This window comes from Oceanisphaera submarina, from assembly GCF_046521305.1.
Lineage (GTDB): Bacteria > Pseudomonadota > Gammaproteobacteria > Enterobacterales > Aeromonadaceae > Oceanimonas > Oceanimonas submarina.
In genome coordinates this window covers 13,581-35,395 of sequence record NZ_JBKGFN010000015.1, presented here as the reverse complement: position 1 = coordinate 35,395, position 21,815 = coordinate 13,581, and the positions used below count along the sequence as shown (strand labels likewise).

20 protein-coding genes, 1 tRNA gene and 1 pseudogene are annotated in these 21,815 nt (G+C 58.3%); 11 read left to right on the top strand and 11 right to left on the bottom strand.

Annotated features, from left to right (window positions below; all coding sequences use genetic code 11):
* Positions 1 to 36: 36 nt before the first annotated feature.
* Positions 37 to 834 (bottom strand): hydroxyacylglutathione hydrolase, encoded by a 798-nt coding sequence (gloB, locus tag ACLEIV_RS14175; RefSeq protein WP_410457284.1) that lies wholly within the window; start codon positions 832 to 834, stop codon positions 37 to 39.
* A 47-nt stretch (positions 835 to 881) separates the two neighbouring features.
* On the opposite strand from gloB, the gene ACLEIV_RS14170 reads away from it, so the two are divergent.
* Entirely contained in the window at positions 882 to 1,595 is a 714-nt protein-coding gene (locus ACLEIV_RS14170) for a class I SAM-dependent methyltransferase (RefSeq protein WP_410457283.1), read from the top strand.
* Here ACLEIV_RS14170 and rnhA read toward each other — a convergent pair.
* The gene (gene rnhA / locus ACLEIV_RS14165; RefSeq protein ID WP_410457282.1) at positions 1,583 to 2,044 is read right to left on the bottom strand and encodes a ribonuclease HI; all 462 of its coding nucleotides are present in this window, start codon (positions 2,042 to 2,044) and stop codon (positions 1,583 to 1,585) included. The genes ACLEIV_RS14170 and rnhA overlap by 13 nt on opposite strands.
* 165 nt (positions 2,045 to 2,209) lie before the next feature.
* Between rnhA and dnaQ the strand changes: the two genes are divergently transcribed.
* The 3 genes from dnaQ to ACLEIV_RS14150 all read left to right on the top strand — a co-directional run bounded on the left by dnaQ (position 2,210) and on the right by ACLEIV_RS14150 (position 4,272).
* The gene (gene dnaQ, locus ACLEIV_RS14160) at positions 2,210 to 2,941 is read left to right on the top strand and encodes a DNA polymerase III subunit epsilon (RefSeq protein WP_410457281.1); all 732 of its coding nucleotides are present in this window, start codon (positions 2,210 to 2,212) and stop codon (positions 2,939 to 2,941) included.
* The gene (locus ACLEIV_RS14155; RefSeq protein WP_410457280.1) at positions 2,926 to 4,071 is read left to right on the top strand and encodes a hypothetical protein; all 1,146 of its coding nucleotides are present in this window, start codon (positions 2,926 to 2,928) and stop codon (positions 4,069 to 4,071) included. The genes dnaQ and ACLEIV_RS14155 overlap by 16 nt, the downstream gene beginning before the upstream one ends.
* A gap of 124 nt (positions 4,072 to 4,195) precedes the next feature.
* A tRNA-Asp gene (locus ACLEIV_RS14150) sits at positions 4,196 to 4,272 on the top strand.
* Between the two features lie 309 nt (positions 4,273 to 4,581).
* Here the strand turns inward: ACLEIV_RS14150 and ACLEIV_RS14145 are convergent.
* Positions 4,582 to 5,484, bottom strand: a complete 903-nt coding sequence (locus tag ACLEIV_RS14145) for a LysR family transcriptional regulator (RefSeq protein ID WP_410457279.1) — start codon at positions 5,482 to 5,484, stop codon at positions 4,582 to 4,584.
* Positions 5,485 to 5,873: 389 nt separating this feature from the next.
* Between ACLEIV_RS14145 and ACLEIV_RS14140 the strand changes: the two genes are divergently transcribed.
* The 4 genes from ACLEIV_RS14140 to betA all read left to right on the top strand — a co-directional run bounded on the left by ACLEIV_RS14140 (position 5,874) and on the right by betA (position 10,836).
* Positions 5,874 to 7,382: an aldehyde dehydrogenase family protein gene (locus ACLEIV_RS14140; protein ID WP_410457278.1), complete on the top strand. Its 1,509-nt coding sequence runs from the start codon at positions 5,874 to 5,876 to the stop codon at positions 7,380 to 7,382.
* Between the two features lie 108 nt (positions 7,383 to 7,490).
* Positions 7,491 to 7,664, top strand: a complete 174-nt coding sequence (locus ACLEIV_RS14135; RefSeq protein WP_410457277.1) for a hypothetical protein — start codon at positions 7,491 to 7,493, stop codon at positions 7,662 to 7,664.
* A 3-nt stretch (positions 7,665 to 7,667) separates the two neighbouring features.
* Positions 7,668 to 9,149, top strand: a complete 1,482-nt coding sequence (locus ACLEIV_RS14130) for a purine-cytosine permease family protein (protein ID WP_410457276.1) — start codon at positions 7,668 to 7,670, stop codon at positions 9,147 to 9,149.
* Positions 9,142 to 10,836: a choline dehydrogenase gene (gene betA / locus ACLEIV_RS14125; protein ID WP_410457275.1), complete on the top strand. Its 1,695-nt coding sequence runs from the start codon at positions 9,142 to 9,144 to the stop codon at positions 10,834 to 10,836. The genes ACLEIV_RS14130 and betA overlap by 8 nt, the downstream gene beginning before the upstream one ends.
* A gap of 448 nt (positions 10,837 to 11,284) precedes the next feature.
* Here betA and gabD read toward each other — a convergent pair whose 3' ends face one another.
* The 6 genes from gabD to ACLEIV_RS14095 form a co-directional block, all read right to left on the bottom strand.
* Positions 11,285 to 12,739, bottom strand: a complete 1,455-nt coding sequence (gabD, locus tag ACLEIV_RS14120) for an NADP-dependent succinate-semialdehyde dehydrogenase (protein WP_410457274.1) — start codon at positions 12,737 to 12,739, stop codon at positions 11,285 to 11,287.
* 63 nt (positions 12,740 to 12,802) lie between these two features.
* On the bottom strand, positions 12,803 to 14,062 hold the full coding sequence (locus ACLEIV_RS14115) for an aromatic amino acid transport family protein (protein WP_410457273.1): 1,260 nt from the start codon (positions 14,060 to 14,062) through the stop codon (positions 12,803 to 12,805).
* A 42-nt stretch (positions 14,063 to 14,104) separates the two neighbouring features.
* Positions 14,105 to 14,449, bottom strand: coding sequence for a cupin domain-containing protein (locus ACLEIV_RS14110; protein WP_410457272.1), 345 nt, complete (start codon positions 14,447 to 14,449; stop codon positions 14,105 to 14,107).
* A gap of 21 nt (positions 14,450 to 14,470) precedes the next feature.
* A complete protein-coding gene (locus tag ACLEIV_RS14105; protein WP_410457271.1) occupies positions 14,471 to 15,877 on the bottom strand; it encodes an NAD(P)/FAD-dependent oxidoreductase in 1,407 nt (468 codons plus the stop codon).
* Between the two features lie 203 nt (positions 15,878 to 16,080).
* A complete protein-coding gene (locus ACLEIV_RS14100; protein ID WP_410457270.1) occupies positions 16,081 to 17,574 on the bottom strand; it encodes a PucR family transcriptional regulator in 1,494 nt (497 codons plus the stop codon).
* Positions 17,565 to 17,831, bottom strand: coding sequence for a helix-turn-helix domain-containing protein (locus tag ACLEIV_RS14095; protein WP_410457360.1), 267 nt, complete (start codon positions 17,829 to 17,831; stop codon positions 17,565 to 17,567). The genes ACLEIV_RS14100 and ACLEIV_RS14095 overlap by 10 nt, the downstream gene beginning before the upstream one ends.
* A 355-nt stretch (positions 17,832 to 18,186) precedes the next feature.
* On the opposite strand from ACLEIV_RS14095, the pseudogene ACLEIV_RS14090 reads away from it, so the two are divergent.
* Positions 18,187 to 18,408 (top strand): annotated as a pseudogene (locus ACLEIV_RS14090) (Arm DNA-binding domain-containing protein); the annotation flags it as partial.
* Positions 18,409 to 18,439: 31 nt separating this feature from the next.
* On the opposite strand, the gene ACLEIV_RS14085 reads toward ACLEIV_RS14090, so the two are convergent.
* Together ACLEIV_RS14085 and ACLEIV_RS14080 are read right to left on the bottom strand one after the other, a co-directional pair.
* Complete coding sequence (locus ACLEIV_RS14085; protein ID WP_410457359.1) at positions 18,440 to 18,799, bottom strand: hypothetical protein; 360 nt, start codon at positions 18,797 to 18,799, stop codon at positions 18,440 to 18,442.
* 124 nt (positions 18,800 to 18,923) lie between these two features.
* Positions 18,924 to 19,967 (bottom strand): zinc-binding alcohol dehydrogenase family protein, encoded by a 1,044-nt coding sequence (locus tag ACLEIV_RS14080; protein ID WP_410457269.1) that lies wholly within the window; start codon positions 19,965 to 19,967, stop codon positions 18,924 to 18,926.
* Between the two features lie 120 nt (positions 19,968 to 20,087).
* Here ACLEIV_RS14080 and ACLEIV_RS14075 point away from each other — a divergent pair, with 120 nt between their 5' ends.
* Positions 20,088 to 21,005, top strand: coding sequence for a LysR family transcriptional regulator (locus tag ACLEIV_RS14075; protein ID WP_410457268.1), 918 nt, complete (start codon positions 20,088 to 20,090; stop codon positions 21,003 to 21,005).
* Positions 21,006 to 21,014: 9 nt separating this feature from the next.
* The gene (locus tag ACLEIV_RS14070) at positions 21,015 to 21,722 is read left to right on the top strand and encodes a helix-turn-helix transcriptional regulator (RefSeq protein ID WP_410457267.1); all 708 of its coding nucleotides are present in this window, start codon (positions 21,015 to 21,017) and stop codon (positions 21,720 to 21,722) included.
* The last annotated feature ends 93 nt before the right edge of the window (positions 21,723 to 21,815 follow it).

Below are 21,815 nucleotides of genomic sequence, written 5' to 3'. Positions count from 1 at the left end.
CCAGTGTATGCTTTGTGAGCAGCTTAATCAAGTTCGTTAAAAATCGTCCTTCCAGCGGCGAAGTGCAGCGAACACCTCGATGTTCTCGATCAACTCCGCTCCTTCATGGGCCTGAGCGGCGGCTCTGACCCCCGCCAGATGGGCGCGCAGGAAGACATTGACCGCTTTTTCCAGGCCGATGGAACTGGGCAAAGTGGGCACACCCTGCTGGCGTAATTTGGCCACATTTTGCAGGTATTTCTTCAATTCGGGGTTATTTGGCTCTACAGCATGGCAAAAGGCCAGGTTTGCCTGAGTGTATTCGTGGGTGCAATACACCCGGGTGTTATCCGCCAGGGCGGCGAGGCGACTGAGGGAGTCGTACATCTGCCCGGGAGTGCCTTCAAACAGCCGGCCACAACCACCCGAAAACAGGGTGTCACCGCAAAACAGCAGAGGTTGGCCCTGAGGCGTCTGTTTCTGAGGGGCGGCATAGTAGGCGATATGACCCAGGGTATGGCCGGGCACCGACATCACCTCGAGCTCCAGCCCCAGCTCGGGGAGGAAAACACCGTCGCCGTCGTTCAGGGCAATGCTGCCGGGGGCAGGTAGTCGCTCGGCGGCCGGGGCATATACCCGGGCATTGGGCCGGCTGGTCAGCAGCGCCTGGACCCCACCGGTATGATCATGATGGTGATGAGTAATCAGAATGGCCTCCAGCGTCAGCCCGCGTTCGGCCAGTACCCGCTCGACCGGTGCCGCAGTACCGGGGTCGACCACGACCGCATGGTTGTTATTCGTTATCAGCCAGATATAGTTATCCTGAAACGCAGGGATGGGACTAACGTTAAGCATGGTACTGTCCTTATGATCATATTCTGCAATAGCTTATCAGAGGCGCCATGAAATCAGCCAGTACGGTTGCCGCTCCGGCCTCGTGGCAACGGCTGTTGCGAGGCCGTCATCTTGCCGAACAGTTACAACTGCGTCTGGACGAGTGGGCGCCATCGCTGTTCGGGTTTACCCTGCTCAAAGTCGACGCCCTGAGTGCGGCCCTGTCGCTGGAGCGCAGCCGGCTGCTGCATTCGGTGCTGATGGGGCAGTCCGGCTTTGAAGGGATGGAACTGCTGGGCGACGCCACCGCCATGCCCTTTGCTCCGGGCAGCCTGGATGCCTGCCTGCTGGCTCATGTGCTGGATTACAGCAAACATCCTCATGCCATCCTGCGCGAAACCGAAGTGGTGCTGCGTGACGATGGCTGGCTGATCATTGCCGGTTTCAACCCCTACAGCAGCGCCGGGCTGGCCTGCCTGTTTCCGGCGTTGCGCCATCGGCTGCCGCCCTGGCAGAGCATGCTGGCGCCGGGACGGCTCGAAGACTGGTTAAAATTACTGGGGTTTGAGGTGATAGAGCGTGACGATCTGAGCCTGACCGGTCTGTTCGAATTTCCTTTGCTTGGTCAGTGGCGACGCCGGTACTGTCCCCGTTTTTGCCCTTCGCTGGCGGCGGTTTACATCATACTGGCGCGCAAACGGCGCTATCCACTCACGCCCATCCGTAAGCTCTCGCCGGCGCCCAGGGCATTGCAGCCGGGCATGGCCTGTCAGCGGGAATAGCCGATATCGTCGTGGTTGGCGTCGTTCAAGGCTGCCTCTCGGGCGAGATCGTCACAGCGTTCGTTTTCCGGATGGCCCGAATGTCCCTTTACCCAGTGCCATGACACCTGGTGGCGCTGACAGAGTTCATCGAGCCGTTTCCACAGGTCGACATTTTTCACCGGCGCTTTGGCGGCGGTTTTCCAGTTATTGCGCTTCCATCCGGTGATCCATTGGGTTATGCCCTGGCGCACATATTGGCTGTCGGTGGTCAAATCCACGGTGCAAGGGTTGCTGAGTGTCTCCAGTCCGGCAATGGCGGCCATTAGCTCCATGCGGTTGTTGGTGGTGAGGCGATAGCCACCGCTCAGCTCCTTGCGGTGCTGTTTGTAGACAAGCACGGCGCCATAGCCGCCCGGGCCCGGATTTCCCAGACAGGAACCATCGGTGTACATTTGAATCTGTTTCATCGTTATCCGTGTTGGAACAAGCAAACCGGAAGTCTGCCACAGCGCGGCGGCGCTCACCAGCCACCCGCGTGATTCCGGCAACAAGGGCGACACCACATTGAGCCCGGTGGCGTTGGCAGTGGCAGTTATTTATACTGACCACCGAATTGAGTGGAGAAAGCATCGATGAGCCAGCAAAGTCACCAGCGGCAAATAGTCCTGGATACAGAAACCACCGGTATGAATATGGATACCGGCCCTCACTATCTTGGACACAGGGTGATTGAAATCGGCTGTGTGGAAGTCGTCAACCGTCGCCTGACCGGCCGGCACTTTCATGTTTATCTCAAGCCGGACAGAAAGGTGGACGAAGAAGCGATTCGGGTGCACGGCATTACCGATGACTACCTCGCCGACAAGCCGCCTTTTTCCGCCCGGGTCGACGAATTTCTGCAGTTTATCGACGGCGCCGAGCTGGTGGCGCACAACGCGCCCTTCGATGTCGGCTTTCTCGATTATGAGCTGCAGCTGTTGGGGCGGCCCGAGCGTATGGCGGCCCTGTGCAAGGTAACCGATACCCTGGCGCTGGCACGCAAGATATTCCCCGGCAAGCGTAACAACCTGGATATATTGTGTGACCGCTACGGCATAGACAACGGCCATCGAACCCTGCACGGCGCCTTACTTGATGCAGAGATCCTGGCCGATGTTTACCTGCTGATGACCGGCGGCCAGACCAAACTCAATCTGCAGAGCGATAACGGCCAGCAGGGGGATGCCAGCGGCATTCGCCGCCTGAGTGACAACCGGGCGCCGTTGAAGGTGATCCGGGCCGGCGAGCAGGAGCTGCAGGCCCACGAGGCCAGGCTGGATCTGGTAATGAAAAAAGGGGGAAGCTGCCTGTGGCGCGAAGAATAGGTGCATTCTTGCTCGCACTGCCGTTTCTGTTTGCGATGACGACGAGCCAGGCCAGCGAACAGAGTGCCCGTTGGCTGAGTAACACCTTTCGCATCGACCCGTCTATATCCACCGTCACCCTGGTCATAGAGCGAGAAGCGGCAAGCACTCCTGTGGTACTGATCCGGCCCGATGGCAGCAAATATTACTACCAGCAGCATCCGGATGAGATCAGCTGGGCATCAACCGACAGTCGGGATGTGATCACCCTGTGGCAACCTGAGCCTGGCCCCTGGCAGGCGACCGGAAAAATCAACCAGCACAGAGGCATTTCACTGATCAGCGTGTTCGATTTGCATATGGCGCCCTTGCCGGAACGGATCTTTCAGCAGGAGGTGCTCAAGCTCGACGCCGAGTTGCGGCACAAGGCTACCCGGCTGGACGCCAATTATTATCTGAAAGGTTTGTCTCTGCGGGCGCAGCTGGTAGAGCCTGACGGCGATGACACCTCGTTTTTTGCCCCGGCACCGCTGATTATCGGCGACTTTGCCGATGACGGTATCGGTCTGGATGCCTATCCCGCAGACGGCAGCATGACGGCGGAAGTGATTATAGACACCTTGCCGGGCGAGTATCTGTTTCAGGCTCAAGTCAGTAACCGGGTACTGGCGCGTACTCATGAGCAAAAGGTGCTGGTTTACCCCATGCCGCTCAAGCTGCTGTTCTCCACGCCGGATGCAGACGGCAAGTGGCAGCTGGAGCTGACTGCCGAGGGTGATCTGGTACCGGATTCGCTGGTGGTGACGGGAGAGCTGACGACACCGGCCCAACAGACCATTGCCGTATCGGGTACCGGAAAACATATTCGTTTACCGGATGCCACCGCCCCCGGTAATTACTACTGGCAGGGGCGGGCTTTTGCCACCACTCGGGAAGGGCGAGAAGTTCAGCTGAACCTGATGGAGCAGGTGGTCAGGGTCAGCCCTCCGATAAGCGTGTCCGCCGTCGAGATCCCGACGGTAAAGAGCGGCGTCTCGATGATCTACCTGCTGGCAGGGATGACGTTGTTAACGGTGTTGCTGGCTGCCGGTTGGTTTTTGCGCAAAAAAATAATCGGCAGGCGGAACAGTGACCCGGAACAGGAAAGTTAACTCCGTATTATCGGCGGTTGTGGGTAATAAATGCTCGAACGGTAAAAAATGGGCTTTTTCGGCCTTGACCATCGCCCCGGACGACTCTACTATCTCCCTGTCTGAAGCGATAGCATCAGGCTTCGGAGCGGTAGTTCAGTTGGTTAGAATACCGGCCTGTCACGCCGGGGGTCGCGGGTTCGAGTCCCGTCCGCTCCGCCACATTCCAAAACCTCAGCAGAAATGCTGAGGTTTTTTCATTTTGGCCGCGCCGGACTTTCTGAATGAAGTCGGTGCTGCGCACCTCAGCCCTCAAACGCGGTGTGTTTGCCACTCCGCCACTTTAAAGAAGCCCTTAGCTAGTTGATAGCTAAGGGCTTCTTTCTTTTTATCCTCTCTAATTTGTTAAGTACTCTTTCGTGACCAAGCCGTGACCATTTTTCGACCCAAACCTAGTTTTGACCGGAGGTCATACCAATATGACCACTAGAGCTCTATCCTTATAAAACACTGGTTGTGTTTTCTTTCCGGTCATCCTAGGGAGCAGGCGGAAAGATCTTCAATGAATGCACTCAGAATTGGTGGTGGGGTGACACCACGGCGAGTGATGACGTCGAAAGGCGCCATTAACCGGATCTGAGTTTCTGCCAGTTGCCGCATGTTACCTGTTTTTACCCATTGCTCTGCAAAGTGCATGGGCAGGAAGCCAAGATAGGCTCCTGAGATAATCAGGATGGCCAGTGCCTCTATGTTGTCCACTGTCGCGGCCGCCTTTTCTACTTTCAGCAGATCCAGCTCGTCGTTTTGCATATATCCCCTGACGGCGATGCGGCTGGAGCCAATTTGCCTGAGTAGCTCATCGCCCTTGGCCCGGCTGCCATGGAGAGGGTGACGACGCCCGCAAAATAGTCCCGATGCTTCCCGGTAGAGCAGCGAATAGCACAACCCGGATACATGGATGGGGAAGTGCCCCACCGCCAGATGCAGCCGGCCGTCGAGCACGCGTTCCTCCAGCTCTGCCGGAGAGCCGATGTACACATTGAGATGGACGTCGTGTCCCCTGGAGACGAAGCGCTGGGCAGTCTGTGGTATGGGTGAACCGGGGTCGGTGATGGTGCTGTCGATAATCCCCAGGTTGAGCCTGCCGCTGATCTGCTGCTTGAGCACGTCGGTATCCAGACAGAAACTTTCGACCGCCGAGAGCAGCCGCAGGGTGGCTTCGTGGACCGCCACTCCCTGCTCGGTCAATCGAAAGCCGCTGCGTCCGCGTTGGCAGAGCTTGACACCGAGCCTGGCCTCCAGCTGGGCCATCTGCTCGCTGATGGTCGACTGGCCGGAATTGAGCGCCGCCTGGGCGGCGGAAAAGCCTCCGCTCTTGACGATGGTAGCGAATACCCTGAGCAGTTTCAGATCAACATCATGCAGCTGTATCACTCCCGTCTCCTTATGAATTACATCGCTAATAACGATGTGAATATCTGAAATTTATCATTTTTTTTACAAAAAACCACACATATAGTCACTTCAACAGCGACGCGGCTTATCGCCGTCCACCACAGGAGATGACTCGCGATGTCGATGAAGCGTGCCAGTGTAGCGAGGTATCTGCCCTGCGTCCGTTCGAACATGCGGGAGCCTATGACCACGAAAACGATGTGTTCTATCTGGCTGCAGGGGACGCTCGCTTGGACGAGGGAGAGATCCCGACATCGTTTATACCGATGTTAATCGAAGTCATGAGTAAGCAATAACGGGATATATCCCAGGACTTTCAGGAAACCACAATAACGCTGCGTTGAAGCACGCAGAGCGGAGGACACGACATGGACAGCAAGGTAAAGCACTACCTACAACAATTCGGGATCAGCGAATCGACGCAGCGATTCCTCACCAAGCCCCAGCGGATGTTTATCGGCGGCGCCTGGCTGGAGGCCAGCGACGGCAATCGTGCCGAGGTCGTCGAGCCTTGTACCGAAGGAGTGCTGACATACATTCCCATGGCTACCAGGGCCGATCTGGATCGCGCCGTACGAGCCGCCCGGGCCCAGTTCGATGGCGGCGCCTGGCGTCGACTCAAGCCGCTCGAACGGGAACGGCTGCTGCACCGGCTGGCCGAGCTGATCGAGCTGAATGCCGCAGAGCTGGCCGAGATCGAATCTATCGACATGGGAAAATCCGTTGTCCAGGCGCGCGAGGTGGATATTCAGGGCACCATTGACACCTTCCGTTATTTTGCAGGCTGGGCCAGCAAGATCCACGGCCGCACTGCCGAGCCTTCGCTGCCGGGCAACTACCTGGCTTACACGCGTAAGGAGCCGGTGGGCGTGGTTGGTGTCATAGTGCCCTGGAACTTTCCGCTGCAGACCATGGCCTGGAAGCTGGGTGCGGCACTGGCATGCGGCTGTACCGTGGTGGTCAAGCCGGCCGAACTGACCTCGCTGTCGGCGCTGCGCTTCGCCGAACTGGTACAGGAAGCCGGCATTCCCGATGGGGTGGTCAACATTGTCACCGGTCGCGGCAGCGTGGTGGGCGAGGCCATGTCGACCCATCCGGGCATCGACAAGCTGAGCTTCACCGGCTCGACCCCGGTGGGGGGCACCGTGGGCAAGGCGGCCATGGATCAGATGAAGCGGCTGACCCTTGAGCTGGGCGGCAAGTCGCCGGTGTTGGTGCTGGCTGACGCCGATATACCGGCCGCCGCCCGTGCCGTGGCCGACGGGGTATTTTTCAACTCCGGCCAGGTCTGTGATGCCGGCACCCGGGCCTATATCCATCGCAGTATCTATGACCAATTCCTGCGTGAGCTGGTTACCTATACCAGCACCCTGAAACTAGCGCCGGGACTGGATCCCGAGTGTTTTATCAGCCCGCTGGTCTCGAAGCAGCAGCAGGAGCGGGTATTGTCCTACATCGAAACCGGCCGGCGCGAAGGTGCCGAGCTCTACTACGGCGGCCAGCCGGTCGAAGGGCCCGGCTATTTCGTCGAGCCGACCATCTTTGCAAACTGTCGAAACGACATGTGCATTGTGCAGGAAGAAATCTTCGGCCCCGTGCTGGTCACCGCCCCCTTCGACGATGAAGAGGAAGCAGTGGCATTGGCCAACGACTCGCCCTTTGGGTTGGCCGCTGCCATCTACTCCAACGACCTCGGGCGGGTGCACTGCCTGATCCCGCGGTTGCAGGCGGGCTCTGTATACGTCAACGCGCACAGCACCATAGATCCATCCATGCCGTTCGGCGGTTACAAGCAGTCCGGCTATGGCAAGGACCTGGGAGCTGAACAGCTCGACTACCTGCTGGAGACCAAGGCGGTCTGGATAACGCTGCCCTGAGCGGCAGGATAGACCAACGACCATCAAGCAACCACGGACGTCAGATGCCGGATGCATCGCGGTGCCCGCAAGGGCACCACCTAAAAACAACCTGGAGGTTATACCCGGATGAACAGCGAAGCAGACATCGCAAGAGCACAGGAGCTGGAACGGCGCATACGTGTCTACGAAGAGATGGAACGAGATGATGAATGGCCGGGCGCACTGCGTGTGACCGACTACATCGTCATCATACTGATGACGCTGACACTGGTTATCGGCTGTTACCTGTGGGGGTACTGAGTCATGAGCAAGCATGAGCAAATCAATCACAGCCTGGAGGCGGAGCGCGGTGATACGCCGCTGCTGCCCTCCGAACGGGTATGGGGATTTTGGGAGTTCAGCTATGCCAACTCCGCCCTGGCCATCGCCACCTGGGCCTTCCTGATCGGCGGTGCGACGGCGTTGTTCGTCGGCCCTCGGGAAGGTATTGCCGCCATCATCATCGGTAACATCCTAGGGGTGCTGCTGGCGACCTTCTCGACCTGTGTGCCCTGCGGCAAGTACGGCACCGAGCAGTTCACCTTTTTGCGCAGCATGTTCGGCGCCAACGGCAGCCGCCTGGTCTATATGCTGGCGGTGGTGCTGCTGACCATGGGCTGGCTGGCGGTGCTGGGGTTGATGTTCGGTCGCTCCATCGATGGCCTGGGCGCGCTGGTCAGCGATCACCAGACGGATCCCAACGGCATGCTGGTGCTGGCTGCCGGCACCTTCGCCATCCTGCTTACCGCCTTCGTGGTGGCCAAGGGGCCGACTTCGATCAAGGTGTTCAACACCATAGTCGCCCCGGCGCTGGTGGTGATCATGGGGATAATGCTCTATTTGATCCTCGGCCAGCACTCGTTTGCCGAGTTGATGGCGCTGCCGGCCCTGGATGCCCCCTTTGACAGCAAGCGCGTCAACTTCATGATCGCGGTGGAAGTGAATATGGCGGCCGGCTTTTCCTGGTGGCCCTACATCGGCAACCTGGCCCGTCTGAGCAAGAACCAGAGAACGGCGTTCTGGCCGAACGTCATCGGCATCTTCGGTGCGGCTGCGCTGGGCGAGGTGGTGGGCCTGCTGGCATCGGCGGCACTCGGCAACAGCGATCCGACCGTATGGATGACCCATATCGGCGGCCTGGTGTTCGGGGTGGTCGCCCTGGGCTTCGTCGCCTTCGCCAATGTGACCAGCATGATCAACATCCTCTATACCGCCATTGTCGGCCTGCGTCAGCTTGCCGGTGCCGGGCTCAGGGCATTGAAGTGGGAGCTGTTGGTGGCGGCATTCTGCATAGTGCCCGTGCTGATCGTGCTCCTTGGCCCGGGCATCTACGATGGCTTCTTCATATTCCTGGTATGGACTTCGGCGCTGAACAGCGCGCTGGCGGGGATTGGCATTGCCGATTATTTCTTCCTGCGCCGCCAACGTCTGAACCTGCGCTATCTCTATGCAACCGATGGGCAATTGCCCTACCACTACTGGAAAGGCTTCAATCCGATCGCGCTGGTGGCGCTGGTGGCCGGTTTCGCCATCTACGTGGTGCTGTTCAATCCACAGACCCTGGCCAACACCGAGCTGTTCACCTTTATTTCGGCTTCCATTCCGTCCTGTGCGCTCGCCGGGCTACTGCACTACGGCCTGACCCGAACCCTGGCTGCACGGTTGGGCTGGGGGGCCTACCCCAAGGGTGATGAGGGCCGGGCCGAGGTTCTCGATTCCAATGTACGAGGTTTCAGCAATGACTAAGCATTACGACTACATCATAGTGGGTGCGGGCTCTGCCGGCTGCGTGCTGGCTAACCGCCTGAGCGAAGACCCCGGCACCTCGGTGCTGGTGCTGGAGTTCGGCGGCAGCGATCGCAGTGTATTGATCCAGATGCCCAGCGCCTTCTCGATTCCGATGAACACCAAGAAGTTCAACTGGCGCTATCAGACCGAGCCCGAGCCCTACCTCAACGGACGGCGGGTACACTGCCCGCGAGGCAAGGTGCTCGGCGGCTCCTCGTCGATCAATGGTCTGGTCTACATCCGCGGCCATGCCTATGACTTTGATGAATGGGAGCAACTCGGCGCCCGCGACTGGGGCTACCGCCATTGCCTGCCCTACTTCAAGCGAGCCGAGAGCTACGAACAGGGGGGCGACGACTACCGGGGAGATACCGGGCCGCTCAGCACCAACAATGGCAATCAGATGCAGAACCCGCTGTATCGCGCCTGGGTCGAGGCCGGCGCCGAGGCCGGCTATATCAAGACCGAGGATACCAACGGTTTCATGCAGGAAGGCTTCGGCGCCATGCACATGACGGTTAAAAACGGCGTGCGCTGCTCCACCGCCAACGCCTACCTGCGACCGGCGATGGGGCGGCCGAACCTGACCGTGGTGACCCAGGCCATGACGCGGCGGATCCTATTCGACGGCAAGCGTGCTGTGGGGGTTGAGTACGACTGCGGTGGCAAGACGCATCGTGCCTATTGCCATCGCGAAGTGCTGGTGGCGTCCGGGCCTATCGGCTCACCGCATCTGCTGCAGCGCTCCGGCATAGGTCCGGCCGAGGTGCTGCGTCAGGCCGGTATCGAACAGCATCATGAGCTGCCCGGTGTCGGTGAAAACCTGCAGGATCATGCGGAGGTTTACATCCAGTTTGGCTGCAAGCAACCGCTGACCCTGAACGGCAAGATGGACCCGCTGAGCAAGCTGATGATCGGCCTGCGCTGGCTGCTGTTCAAGGATGGCCTGGGAGCGACCAATCACTTCGAAGCCGGGGGCTTTATCCGCTCCGAACAGGGACTGCGCTGGCCCGACATCCAGTTCCATTTCCTGCCCGCAGCCATGCGTTACGATGGCAACAAGCCGATCAAGGGCCATGGCTTCATGGTCTTGACCGGGCCGAACAAGCCGAAGAGCCGGGGTCATGTGCGGGCCCGCTCGGCCGATCCCTACGAACATCCGCAGATCCTCTTCAATTACCTGCAACGGGAAGAAGACAGGGAAGGCTTTCGTCGTTGTGTGCGCCTGACCCGGGAGATCATCGGCCAGCCGGCGATGGATCCCTTCCGGGACGGGGAGATAGCCCCGGGCCTCGAGGTACAGAGCGATGCGGAGATCGATGCTTTCGTGCGCGACAATCTGGAGAGCACCTATCATCCCTGCGGCACCTGTCGCATGGGGGAAGACGAGATGGCGGTAGTCGACTCAGAGCTGCGGGTGCGCGGCCTGCAGGGACTGCGGGTCATCGATTCGTCGGTGTTCCCTACCGAGCCGAACGGTAACCTCAATGCGCCGACCATCATGCTGGCCGAGCGGGCTGCCGATCTGGTACGCGGTCGCGAACTGTTACCCGCACCGGAGGTGGACATCGGTTTGGCCGCCAACTGGGAAAAAGCCCAGCGCAGCAGGGAGCCGGTGCGTAAAATAGATTCTGGCACTGCTTGACGATGTTATAACAATGTAGCTTCCTAGTTCAGAAAACTATCTGCTGAGTCCATTGTTCTGTCAACAATCGGACTCAGCAGCAAAAGCATGGGCAAGGCACGATACAATATCAGTAGCCTGCGGTAGTACAGACGAGCTTTACAAGCCGCGATTCACTGTCTTTTTGGAGTTATGAGTAAGCCACCCAAGTAGTCCTGCCATTGAGTCATGGCGATGATATCGGGTCGCCCCCGCGTGACAGTCTCATTGACTTGCTGGCACGAGATATATTGCCAAGCTCTTCGGCTAGGTTGAGAAATCCAAGCTCGCGTTTGGTGATGAGTTCGTTACTCATTGATAATGAGGATTGCCTCTTGTGTCTTTGATGTCGGTTTGGTTACTTTCATCAGAGTCGGTAATCCTCACTTATTCAAGGTGAGTTTCCGAGCAAGTCAGGACTAATACAGTTTCAGAGCCCTCCCAGACAGACGTATTTGATTTCCAGATACTCATCAATACCGTATTTTGACCCTTCCCTGCCGAGCCCTGATGCCTTGACTCCGCCAAAGGGGGCCAGCTCGGTTGAAATCAGCCCGGTGTTCACTCCAACCATGCCATATTCCAGCGCCTCGGCGACGCGAAACACGCGGCCAAGATCCCGTGCATAAAAGTAGGAGGCCAGACCATATTCGGTGTCATTGGCCTGCTGAATGACATCGGCTTCGTCTCTGAAGCGAAATACCGGAGCCAGAGGGCCAAAGGTTTCTTCGCGCGCCACCACCATATCCGGAGTCACATCTGCCAGCAGGGTTGGTGAGTAGAAGTTTCCACCCAGTGACTTGCCGCCGGTGAGCAACCGGGCTCCCTTGCTCAACGCATCGCTTTGATGAAGCGCTACCTTTTTGACAGCTTCGGCATTGATCAGTGGCCCTATGCTGACATTCTCGGTCAGGCCGCTGCCAACCTGCAGTTGGCCGACGGCCGCCGCCAACTTGTTGATAAAGGCATCGTAAACACTGTCCTGCACATAAAAACGGTTTACACAGACACAAGTCTGGCCGGCATTGCGATATTTCGCAATCAGTGCGCCTTCGACAGCGGCATCCAGATCGGCATCATCAAATACGATAAAGGGGGCATTACCACCCAGCTCCAGCGACAGTTTTTTTACCCCGGCCGCACATTGTTGCATCAGCTTGATGCCGACGCCGGTAGAGCCGGTGAAGCTGAGCTTACGTACGACGGGGTTTTCACATAACTCCTTGCCCACTTCCAGGCTGCGTGCCGCGTCGGAAGGCAACACGCTGAACAGGCCGGCAGGGATCCCGGCCAGCTCCGCCAAATGGGCCAGCGCCAGCGCAGAGAAGGGGGTCTGGGGCGCCGGCTTGAGCACCATGGCGCACCCGGCAGCCAGTGCCGGTCCGGCCTTGCGGGTGATCATGGCCGAAGGAAAATTCCAGGGGGTAATGGCAGCAGCCACGCCGATCGGCTCCTTTTGGACCAGCAGGCGTTTATCGGGGGCGTGGGCTGGAATAATGTCCCCGTAAACCCGTTTGCCTTCCTCGGCAAACCACTCCAGGTAGGAAGCGGCATAGGCGATTTCTCCCCTGGCCTCGGCCAGCGGCTTGCCCTGTTCGCGGGTCATGATCATGGCCAAATCGTCCTGATGGCTCATCATCAACCGGGCCCAGTCGGCCAGCCGGGCAGCTCGTTCCTTGGCAGTCAGGGCGCGCCAGGCGGGCTGGGCGGCCTGGGCAGCTTCAATGGCACGTCGTGTTTCCCGCTTTCCGGTATTGGGAACCGAGCCGAGGCATTCACCGCTGGCCGGGTCGTAAATAAGAGTGTGCTCGCCATCGTCGGCATCACACCACTGGCCGTTAATATAGGCTTGTTGACGAAACAGGGAAAGATCATTGAGTTTCATGCAAGTCTCCTTGGTACCGGTGAGTCAACACCGGTACCGTGTATGGTTCAGGGGAACAGCGGGTTACCAGCTGCTGGGGAGCAAGCCCAATGCGGAGGCAATGGCGTAAACGCCACTGGAGGCAAAAATAAAGATGATGACGGCCTGAATGAGTGGGTGAGCGTACCAGCCGCAGACGAATTCGGGCTGTTTCTCCCCGTGGCGGCGGGAGGCACGCAGTAACAGAATAGGGATAATTCCCATCAGTACACCGCCAAAGGTGCCGGCAAAATACAGGGCGTTCACAAAGCTGCCGATGCCCGAGTAAGCCAGAATAAAGGGGGGAATGGAAACCGCCGCCAATACCATGACTCGTCTGGCTTTGTTGGTGCCGTTGCCCAGCCGGAAGTGATCGAACATATTGGTAAACAGACAGCCGCCAAGCCCCCAGTAGGAGGTCAGCATGGCCATCAGGGCAAAGGTATTGGCTACATAGTAGGCCCAGCTGCCCAGAGAGCTGCCCCAGCTCAGGGTGGCAACTTCAGTCAGGTTTTCCTGGCCGACCAGGGCAATGACCGAGGCCGGTACCGCCGCCACCAGTGCGAAGGTAATCACCATACCAATGATGATCAGCCGGGGCAGCTTGTGTGCTGTGGTACGGTTGCCCCGAACCAGTTCGGGAACCAGAAACTGGGCGCCAAACACAAACACCGCCAGGTTGAACACGGGCACCATATATTGCCACTGGGTTTGCCACAGGTGATTCAGCTCGGTGTTTCGGTGAACGAGGGTGGCACCAATCAGCACTAATACCAGCACGACCATGCCACTACTGATCAACCGCTCGCCAACTCCCAAGGCCTTCAGTCCCAGGTACAGCACCAGCACCGAAGGAATAAAAAACAGCAGACTGCCCAGTTCTCGGGTCATGCCGTAGCTGCCAAAAAACTCGGTCATGATGTTGCCGCTGCCGGTCATGTAGGCCACCAGGGCACCATAGCTGTTGGCGGCCACCGCCATGAAGATTAACCAGCCGCCAACGGGGCCCAGGTAGCGCTTCGACAAACCGCTGAGCTGCTTGTTACCCTGGGTGCGCAGGCTGGCTTCCGCTACATACAGCATGGTAATGATGCAGAATACGCAGGCGATGGCCAGGCACACCAGTAGCGGCAAAAAGCCGGCATTGCGGGCGGCATAGGCCATGCCCATGATGCCGGCACCGATATTGGTGCCGACAATGATGCCGATGGTTTCCATTGAGCTCAGACGATGACTTTTTAAATCACCGCCTTCCACTACACCGGCCTTGCTGAGCGTCGCCAAATCCTTTTCCATCATACTCATTGTTCTGTTCTCCTTATATACATCATTGCTTCCGGTACCGTCTTATCCCAGCAGCAGATAGGTTTTGCGAACGGTTTCACGGATCTCCCAGGTGCCCGGCGTGTTGGCCGGAAAGTAAATGGCATCACCGGCCTGAAAGTCGATGGGCTCGCCCTCGTCGGGAGTGAACCGGCCATTACCGCTGATGATGTAACTGTATTCAGCCACTAAAACCTGACGACGCCAGCTGCCAGGGGTGCATTCCCAGACTCCCGTGGCGGCTTGTGTGTCCGGCAGTTCCCGGTGCAGGGCGGTGCGGGTTTGTGCCACTGGCAGGCCGATGGGCTCGGCCACCGGCGTGGATGCGGTAAAAGGAGTATCGTTGGTCAAGCGGATAATCTCGGTCATTATTATGTTTCCTCTGTCGTTTCAGGATTTGTCTTCCAGCCCGGACGGCGCCAGGCTAGCCAGCATACGGTCCAGTGCCTTGCCCGGGCGGCCGGCGAGCTCTTCACGTTCCTTGCGAATCACGGCATTGCGAACCAGGGTGCCTCCCAGATATCGCAACGGCTCGGGAGGAAACGGCTTGCAGGTTCGGTTCACCAGGGCGCACTGGCTCCACTGGTCTTTCCGCTCCAGTGCCAGGCTGGCCAGGATCCGCCCGCCAATGCGGCTGGGACTGACACCATTGCCACTCCAGCCGATGCCGTAATGAATGTTGGGCTGGTTCTGCAGTTGCCCGAAAACCGGCAGGCTGTCATAGGTACGATCGATGGGGCCCGACCAGCGGTGGCTGAAACCCACGTCCTTCAGGCTGGAGTAAGTGCGACGGAAGTCGGCTTCGGTCATGGCAACCCCCTTGTCGTCTTCGCTGAACAGAGGGCCGATTCGGGACCCGTAGGCGAGTGCCCCGGTACCCTTGCCAAAGACAATACGGCCATCGGTGGTTGTCCGGTAATAGTCGACCATCAACTGGGAGTCGGTGATGGCTTCGTTGCCGGTCCAGCCGAGTTGCTGCAAGCGCTCCGGGATCGGCTCGGTCACCACGATGGAGCTGTTGACCGGCACCATCATTCTGGCCAGCTCGGGCAGGCAGGCAGACCAGGCATTGGTAGCCAGAACCACGCTGTTTGCCTGCACCTGTCCCCGCTCGGTTTTGAGGGTAACCGGTTTGCCCGGAAGCAGTTCGGTGACACCGCTGTGTTCCATGATCTCGACCCCGGCCTGCTCCGCAACCCGCCGCAGCCCGCGGGCCAGGGCGGCGGGCTGAATGGTGGCGTTGCTGCGCTCCAGTACGCCGGCAAGGTGAATATCGGATCCGGTAAGACGGGCGACCTCCGCTTTTGACAGGCGCTCAAAGGGGGTGACGCCCAGGCGTTCACAGGCCTGCAGGGTGGCATTCCAGCTATCGATATGAGCCGGGGTGGTGGCGGTCCATAACCAGCCATGTTGCTGGAAATGGGCGTCGATATTATGTTGGCGGCAGAATTCACCCAGTTCGCCGATGGCCTGCTCGGCGCTGTGCCCCAGAAACAGCGTCTGTTCCCGGCTGCAAAAAGAGGACAGGGTACCGATCTTGGGCCACCAGGACATGGCCATGCCGCCATTGCGACCGGACGCGCCACCGCCACAAATGTCCTGCTCCAGAATCATGACCCTGATATCCGGCTCATGCTGTTTCAGGGTCAGAGCCGTCCACAGTCCGACGAAGCCGCCTCCGATAATGGCAACATCTACCTGATGATGCCCCTGTAACGAAGTCGGCGCCGGCAGCGAGGGCTCCGCCTGCTCCAGCCAATAGCTGCGTTTGAGAGGAGGGGTGAGTGCAAGTTTCATACGGTATCGATCCTGTTCAGACATTACCCGGCGCATTTTTGCGTTACCCAAAGGTTGCAACAATGTTTCAAAGGTAAAGAATGGGCGGATTGATTTGTTCTATCGTATGAAGCCTCAGCCGGGAAGACAGTCTGGCCCGGTGCTGGCTGGACATTGCGTCGGGAAGCGTGACAGGGAAGGTATTATTGATTATGTGGACAGGATCACAGGCGGGGTGTGTTCAGGTTGATACTGGCCAGGCTGGCGGCGCGAAGCGCAAACCAGAGTATGGCCACATCTTCCGTGTTGCTGAGTGAGCGGGCCGTGATCGCTTCAATGCGCCGAATGCGGTAAACCAGTGTCTGTTTGTGAATATGCAATTGTTGGGCGGCCCCCAGCCAGGAGCGATTATGGTCGAGAAAAGTGTTCAGGGTGATCAGCAGTTGTGAACCCTGCTGCAGATCGTGTTCCGCCAGCCGGCCAAGCACCTGCTGGAAAACCTGCCGGGCCTCCTCCAGGTTTCTGGGCTGCCAGGGGGTGGGATCACTGACCTGAGCATAATGCTGAAGCGGAGCCTCGCGGGTGGCGCAGGAGTGAGCCAGGCGCGCCTCCCGCAGTGCTTCCGTGGCGCGCTCGGGATGTTCCAGAAAATGGCTCAATCCCATGGTGCAGCCCAGCTGATGCTGAAGCTCACCGGCCTTGTCCTGGGGGAGCAGAAAGATTAATTCATCTCCCTGGGCACGACACAGCGGTCTGATCCCGCAGCGCAGCAGTATACCGGAGAAGTCAAGTTCGCTGGCCAGAGGGGTGACGGCCAGCTGCGCCAGCTCCGGTGAGGTGTCAAACTGGAGCAGTCTTTGCTCGAGCTGCCGTGGTGACAGGCGGTGTTGTAATAAATCGTCCAGCAACTCGGATCCCTGTCGCAGCTGGCGCTCATGTTCGACCTGCAGACGTTCCAGTTCAATGCCCAATACGGCGACCACATGGTGCAACAAGCTATAGTCGAGCAGGCCGTCGCTGTTTGCAACCAGCAGGCAGTTGCGTTGCGACGGGATCTCCATCAGCATCAATTGACGGTTTTCTTCCAGCCGGTAACGCTGAATGATCCACTGTTGAGGAGTTGCTTTGCTGCGCTTGTGCTGTAACAGTGCGAGTTGCTCGCTTTCCAGCTCTTTCAGCTCGGGTAGCCAGGGCATCAGCGTGCTGCCTTCCAGCAGGTTCAAGGTGGAGCGGGTGTCTTTTTCAAGTCGCGATAGCAGGTGGTCCAGACCGACTCCCTGCAAACCCAGCCGGGCGTTCTCGTATATTCGGGCAATCAGGTTGCGCCGCTCGAAGTCCTGCTGGCGGCTGGCCTCAACAATGGTATGGGTTACGGCGGCGAAGGGGACCCCATAGTGGGTCAGCAGTACCGGAAAGTTAAGGGCGTCGGCCGTTTCACACAGTGCCTGCAGATCTTCCGGAGCTTGCATGTGTTCACCAATCATCAGGCCGGCCAGATCCGCCGAGGCCAGACGCTCAAGGTAACACCGTTGTGCTGCGGGAGAAGCCGGAATTGCCAGCCCTGTGGTCATCAGCAGATCGCCTTCTCCCAGCCACTCGGTCGGATCATCCAGTTCGCAAACATGGGCCCAGCGCACCGGCCGCTCCAGCCCACCGCCGGATAGCAGGCGAGTGCGCAGCTCGGCGGTGTTGATGATGTCATTGATGGTTAATAACATATGAATACTTCCGATTTTAATGGCGGCTTTCCTTCAGCGTGCTTGCTTTGCTGAGCTAATGTCCTCCAACTCAAACAGCTCCCCACTTCTATCTTCAGATACCTGCATAACAGTTCAACCATATCCAGTTCTACCCTGGTGGCGGTCTCGTTGTTGAGGCGATGACGGGTGCTCCTGTTGATGCCGGGCTCGCGGGAGACTTCGGCAATCTTCTGATTGCGCTCGTCCTGTATGCGAGACAGGCAGCACGGAATCATTTCCCCCAAAGAGAGAAAATATCTATAGCAGTGAAAAATGACTTGTAATGGCGTTTTTGTGTGCTCATCTCTCTTCTTCTGGTCATTTTTGTTCGGTGTAGAGAAAATGCGGGGGGTTGATTATGGCACATACCTATCTCACAGCTGAAGAGCTGTCTGCCCGTATCAAGTACGACGCTCGAACCATTCGTCAGTGCCTCAAGGATTCGGTGCTGTTCGAGGGAAGCACTACATGTGTCACCTTTGGTGACTGCAAGATCCTTACATCTGGGAACGGGTTGAAGAGTCCATGTTGCAGGGGACATTGGCCCAGGATCTGGTCCAGAGCATTCAGTAAGGAGGCCGTGATGGCCGCCTTTATCTCGACTTTCGTTTGCGGGGCAAGCGCTCTTGGGAGCAAACCAAGCTGGCGGATACGCGAGCCAATCGCAAAAAGCTCGGCAAGGTGCTGGCGCTGATTGAGCAACAGCTCCGTGCTGGTATCTTTGACTGTGGTCACCATTTTCCCAACAGCCCCGGAGTGGAGCAGTTTCGACAACTGGAGGTGCTGATCCGCCAGCGGGCGGTTGGAGGCTAGATGGACTTTGTCCGTCTTGCCAGCCATTGGTTTAAAGAAAAGCGGGTGGAGTGGTGCGACAGCCAGTATGAAACTGTTGAAGGCATTCTGCGCAGGGCAAGATTACGCCCCCCAGCCCAGCCAAGACTTGGGACAGATGGGTGTTGTTGCGGATCGTCCGTTTCTGTTTCCGTTTAATGCCGGCTTTGAAGCTGGTTTCGCCGTTAAGTGTATTCACCACCATCTGTCGAATAGCAGCCATGTTTTCACCGGCTTCTCCGCGCCACTTACTCCTAAGAGAAGGGCACTCGTTTTCCCGTATGCCCACATCCAGCCGCCAGGGCTCAAAGCCAAAAGAGCTAGGCGATAGCCGGGCGGCTTCCAGAATAGTGTGGAACTCGCCCTCGGGTATTTTTTCGTCGGAACAAATATCTTTCAGGCATGGCGCAGGCTGAAGGCATCGATAATCTGTTGCTGAACGGCGTTCAGGTTGTTCATGGGATTAGCTCCGGTAAAAAGAGGGGCTGGTAATGGGTTTAGGGCTGAAAACCTTCGAGTACCAGCTTGCCGACGGCGCGGCCGGACTCCAGCTCGGCATGGGCGGCCCTGAGGTTGGCGGCGGTGATCTTGCCCAGTTGTTTGCCCAGAGTGGTGCGAATATGTCCTTGATCGATCAACTGCGCCACGCGATCCAACAGCCGATGCTGGGCGTCCATATCCCGGGCCTGGTGCATGGAACGGGCAAACATGAACTCAGTGTGTAGCGACAGGCTCTTGGACTTGAGCTTCATGACATCCAGGGCCTCGGGATCGTCAATGATGCCAATACGGCCAAAGGGGGCCAGTAGGTCGATATATGCGTCGAAATAATCTTCGGTGGCGTTCAGGCTGGCCACATGGGTGACCGGGCCCAGGCCGTGCTGGTCGATCAGGGCATCAATTTGGGGCTTAAGCGGCTGCTTGTGATCCACCACATAATCCGCACCCAGCTGGTTTACCCAGTGGCGGGACGCTTCGCGGGAGGCGGTGGCGATAATGGTGGCGCCGGTCAGCACCTTTGCCAGCTGCAGCAGAATGGAGCCCACGCCGCCGGCGGCGCCAACCACCAGTAGCACCTCATCCGAGTTCTGGCCGCTGTTGGGCTCGGTGCGCGCCAGCTGCAGGTGCTCAAACAGTAGCTCCCAGGCGGTAATGCTGGTCAGCGGCAGGGCGGCGGCCTCGGCATCGGACAGGCTGCTGGGCTTGTGGCCCACAAGACGTTCGTCCACCAGCTGATATTCGGCATTGCTGCCCGGGCGGGTCAGATCGCCGGCATAATACACCCGGTCTCCCGGCTGGAACAGGGTAACCCCATCGCCCATGGCCACCACTTCCCCCACTGCGTCCCAGCCCAGCACCTTGTGCTGGCCCGGCTCGGCCGCCGCACTCTGGCGCACCTTGAAGTCCACGGGGTTAACGGCAATGGCGTACACCTTCACCAGCAGGTTACGGCCGGTGGCGACTGGTTGGGGTAGTTCAATATCCATCAGGGCGTTGGGGTCGCTGATGGGAGAGGGCTGTTGGTATCCAATGGCTTTCATGGAAGGCTCCTTTGATTGGCAAAGCGTGGCTCGGTATCAGGGTGGACACCATTGTGCACATTGCAAACCTAAGTAAAAACAGCATAATCAGATAAACATATTCAAAAATTATTTGAAAATATGCAGATCGAAGACTTGCAGTTGATTATCAAAGTAGCCCAGTTCCGCAACATCACGGCGGCGGCGGCCAGCCTGGATATGCGAACCGCCACCGCCAGCGCGGCGGTAAAACGGGTGGAAAGCGCCCTGGGGACCGAACTGTTTGTGCGCACTACGCGCCAGTTGCGGTTGTCGAGCGCCGGAGAGCGCTATCTGCCCCAATGCGAGCAGGCACTGCAGCTGCTGGATCAGGCCCGCACCAATATTCGCCACGACAGCGAACAGCTGGCGGGAGAACTACGCCTGGCTGTGTCATCGGATCTGGGCCGTAATCTGATACTGCCCTGGCTGGATGAATTTATGGAGGCTCACCCCGGTATTCGGCTGCGACTCAATATCAGTGACAGCAATATTGACTTCTACCGGGACGAAGCCGATATGGCGCTGCGTTACGGCTCGCCCAAAGAGTCCAACCTGTACGGTTTTAAAATCTGTGAGGTGCAGGGCATTTTGTGCGCTGCCAAGACGTATTTACAGCAGTACGGCACGCCGGCTCATCCTCAGGAGCTGACTACTCATAACGGCCTGTTTTACCAGCTACACGACATTTTGCATGATGTCTGGAGCTTTACCCAAGATGGTCAAAGCCACCGGGTCAAAATGACTGGCAACCGGGCCTCCAACGACGGTGATCTGGTGCGGCGTTGGTGTGTGGCGGGCAGTGGCATGGCGGTAAAATCCAGTCTCGACATGGCCGAGGATCTGCTGGCTGGACGCGTGGTGCCGGTGATGCCGGACTACCAGGCACGAGTGTCTGAGCTGTGGCTGGTCTGCCCCAGCCGCCATTCCATTACTCCTGCCATGCGGCTGTTGCGAGATTTTATGCAGGAAAAATGCGGCGCCCTGTTGAGCAGACTCAGCGAGCGCGGCTTGCTGTAAGGAGCACTCATGCCAAATCACTTGTACCTGCGCTCCTACACCCGTCAGCGTCACGGCCATGCTCATGACTTTCATCAGTTGGTGCTGCCCCTGCGCGGGGTGATTCAGCTTGAAATAGAGGGGTTTTACGGCAAGGTGGCACCGGGGGAGTGCGTGATGATAAGACGGGGTGAACCGCATCATTTTACCGCCGACACCCAGGCCCGTTTTGTGGTGGCCGATCTGGATGGGCTACCGGCAAACCTGGCTGGCGGTGACCGGCTGGTATTTGCGGTCAGTCCGCCTCTGAGCCGTTATCTGGACTTTATCGAGGCGCAGCTGGAGCATCAGGTCAACGCCGGCATTGAAGAGGCCATGGTGGCCACTTTTATGGTGCTGGTGGCCGAGCAGCGTCTGAATCCGCGTCTGGATCACCGTATTCAGCAGGTGCTGCTGCATGTTGAGCGCCACCTGACTGAAAAAATCACCCTGCAGCAGCTGGCTGGCGTGGCCTGCCTGAGTGAAACCCAGCTTAAAAAGCTGTTCCGCCAGCAGTTGGGCCTCACCGTGATGCAGTATGTAACGCAAAAGCGCATGGACAAGGCCAGGGCGCTGATACAGCACACCGATTATTCCATGCAGCTGATTGCCGAGCTGGTGGGGTACACGGATCTTTCGGCATTCAGTCGGCGGTTTTCCCGGTATTTTGGCATGACTCCTACCCGTTTTACGGAGTAGAGTTCCGTCTTTGCGGCAGACCAAAGAGTCTTTTCAGCACAAAAAAATTGTGCTTTGTGGCGTAACATCATGGTCATTGTTCAGTCACAAAAG

Bases quoted from the DNA above. Each gene is read 5' to 3' on its own strand.
- ACLEIV_RS14070 (WP_410457267.1), top strand. From the start codon at position 21,015: ATGCCAAATCACTTGTACCTGCGCTCCTACACCCGTCAGCGTCACGGC.
- ACLEIV_RS14080 (WP_410457269.1), bottom strand. From the start codon at position 19,967: ATGAAAGCCATTGGATACCAACAGCCCTCTCCCATCAGCGACCCCAAC.
- ACLEIV_RS14140 (WP_410457278.1), top strand. From the start codon at position 5,874: ATGGACAGCAAGGTAAAGCACTACCTACAACAATTCGGGATCAGCGAA.
- ACLEIV_RS14130 (WP_410457276.1), top strand. From the start codon at position 7,668: ATGAGCAAGCATGAGCAAATCAATCACAGCCTGGAGGCGGAGCGCGGT.
- ACLEIV_RS14115 (WP_410457273.1), bottom strand. From the start codon at position 14,062: ATGAGTATGATGGAAAAGGATTTGGCGACGCTCAGCAAGGCCGGTGTA.
- dnaQ (WP_410457281.1), top strand. From the start codon at position 2,210: ATGAGCCAGCAAAGTCACCAGCGGCAAATAGTCCTGGATACAGAAACC.
- ACLEIV_RS14170 (WP_410457283.1), top strand. From the start codon at position 882: ATGAAATCAGCCAGTACGGTTGCCGCTCCGGCCTCGTGGCAACGGCTG.
- ACLEIV_RS14135 (WP_410457277.1), top strand. From the start codon at position 7,491: ATGAACAGCGAAGCAGACATCGCAAGAGCACAGGAGCTGGAACGGCGC.
- ACLEIV_RS14110 (WP_410457272.1), bottom strand. From the start codon at position 14,449: ATGACCGAGATTATCCGCTTGACCAACGATACTCCTTTTACCGCATCC.
- ACLEIV_RS14100 (WP_410457270.1), bottom strand. From the start codon at position 17,574: ATGTTATTAACCATCAATGACATCATCAACACCGCCGAGCTGCGCACT.
- ACLEIV_RS14095 (WP_410457360.1), bottom strand. From the start codon at position 17,831: ATGATTCCGTGCTGCCTGTCTCGCATACAGGACGAGCGCAATCAGAAG.
- ACLEIV_RS14075 (WP_410457268.1), top strand. From the start codon at position 20,088: ATGCAGATCGAAGACTTGCAGTTGATTATCAAAGTAGCCCAGTTCCGC.
- rnhA (WP_410457282.1), bottom strand. From the start codon at position 2,044: ATGAAACAGATTCAAATGTACACCGATGGTTCCTGTCTGGGAAATCCG.
- gabD (WP_410457274.1), bottom strand. From the start codon at position 12,739: ATGAAACTCAATGATCTTTCCCTGTTTCGTCAACAAGCCTATATTAAC.
- betA (WP_410457275.1), top strand. From the start codon at position 9,142: ATGACTAAGCATTACGACTACATCATAGTGGGTGCGGGCTCTGCCGGC.
- ACLEIV_RS14105 (WP_410457271.1), bottom strand. From the start codon at position 15,877: ATGAAACTTGCACTCACCCCTCCTCTCAAACGCAGCTATTGGCTGGAG.
- gloB (WP_410457284.1), bottom strand. From the start codon at position 834: ATGCTTAACGTTAGTCCCATCCCTGCGTTTCAGGATAACTATATCTGG.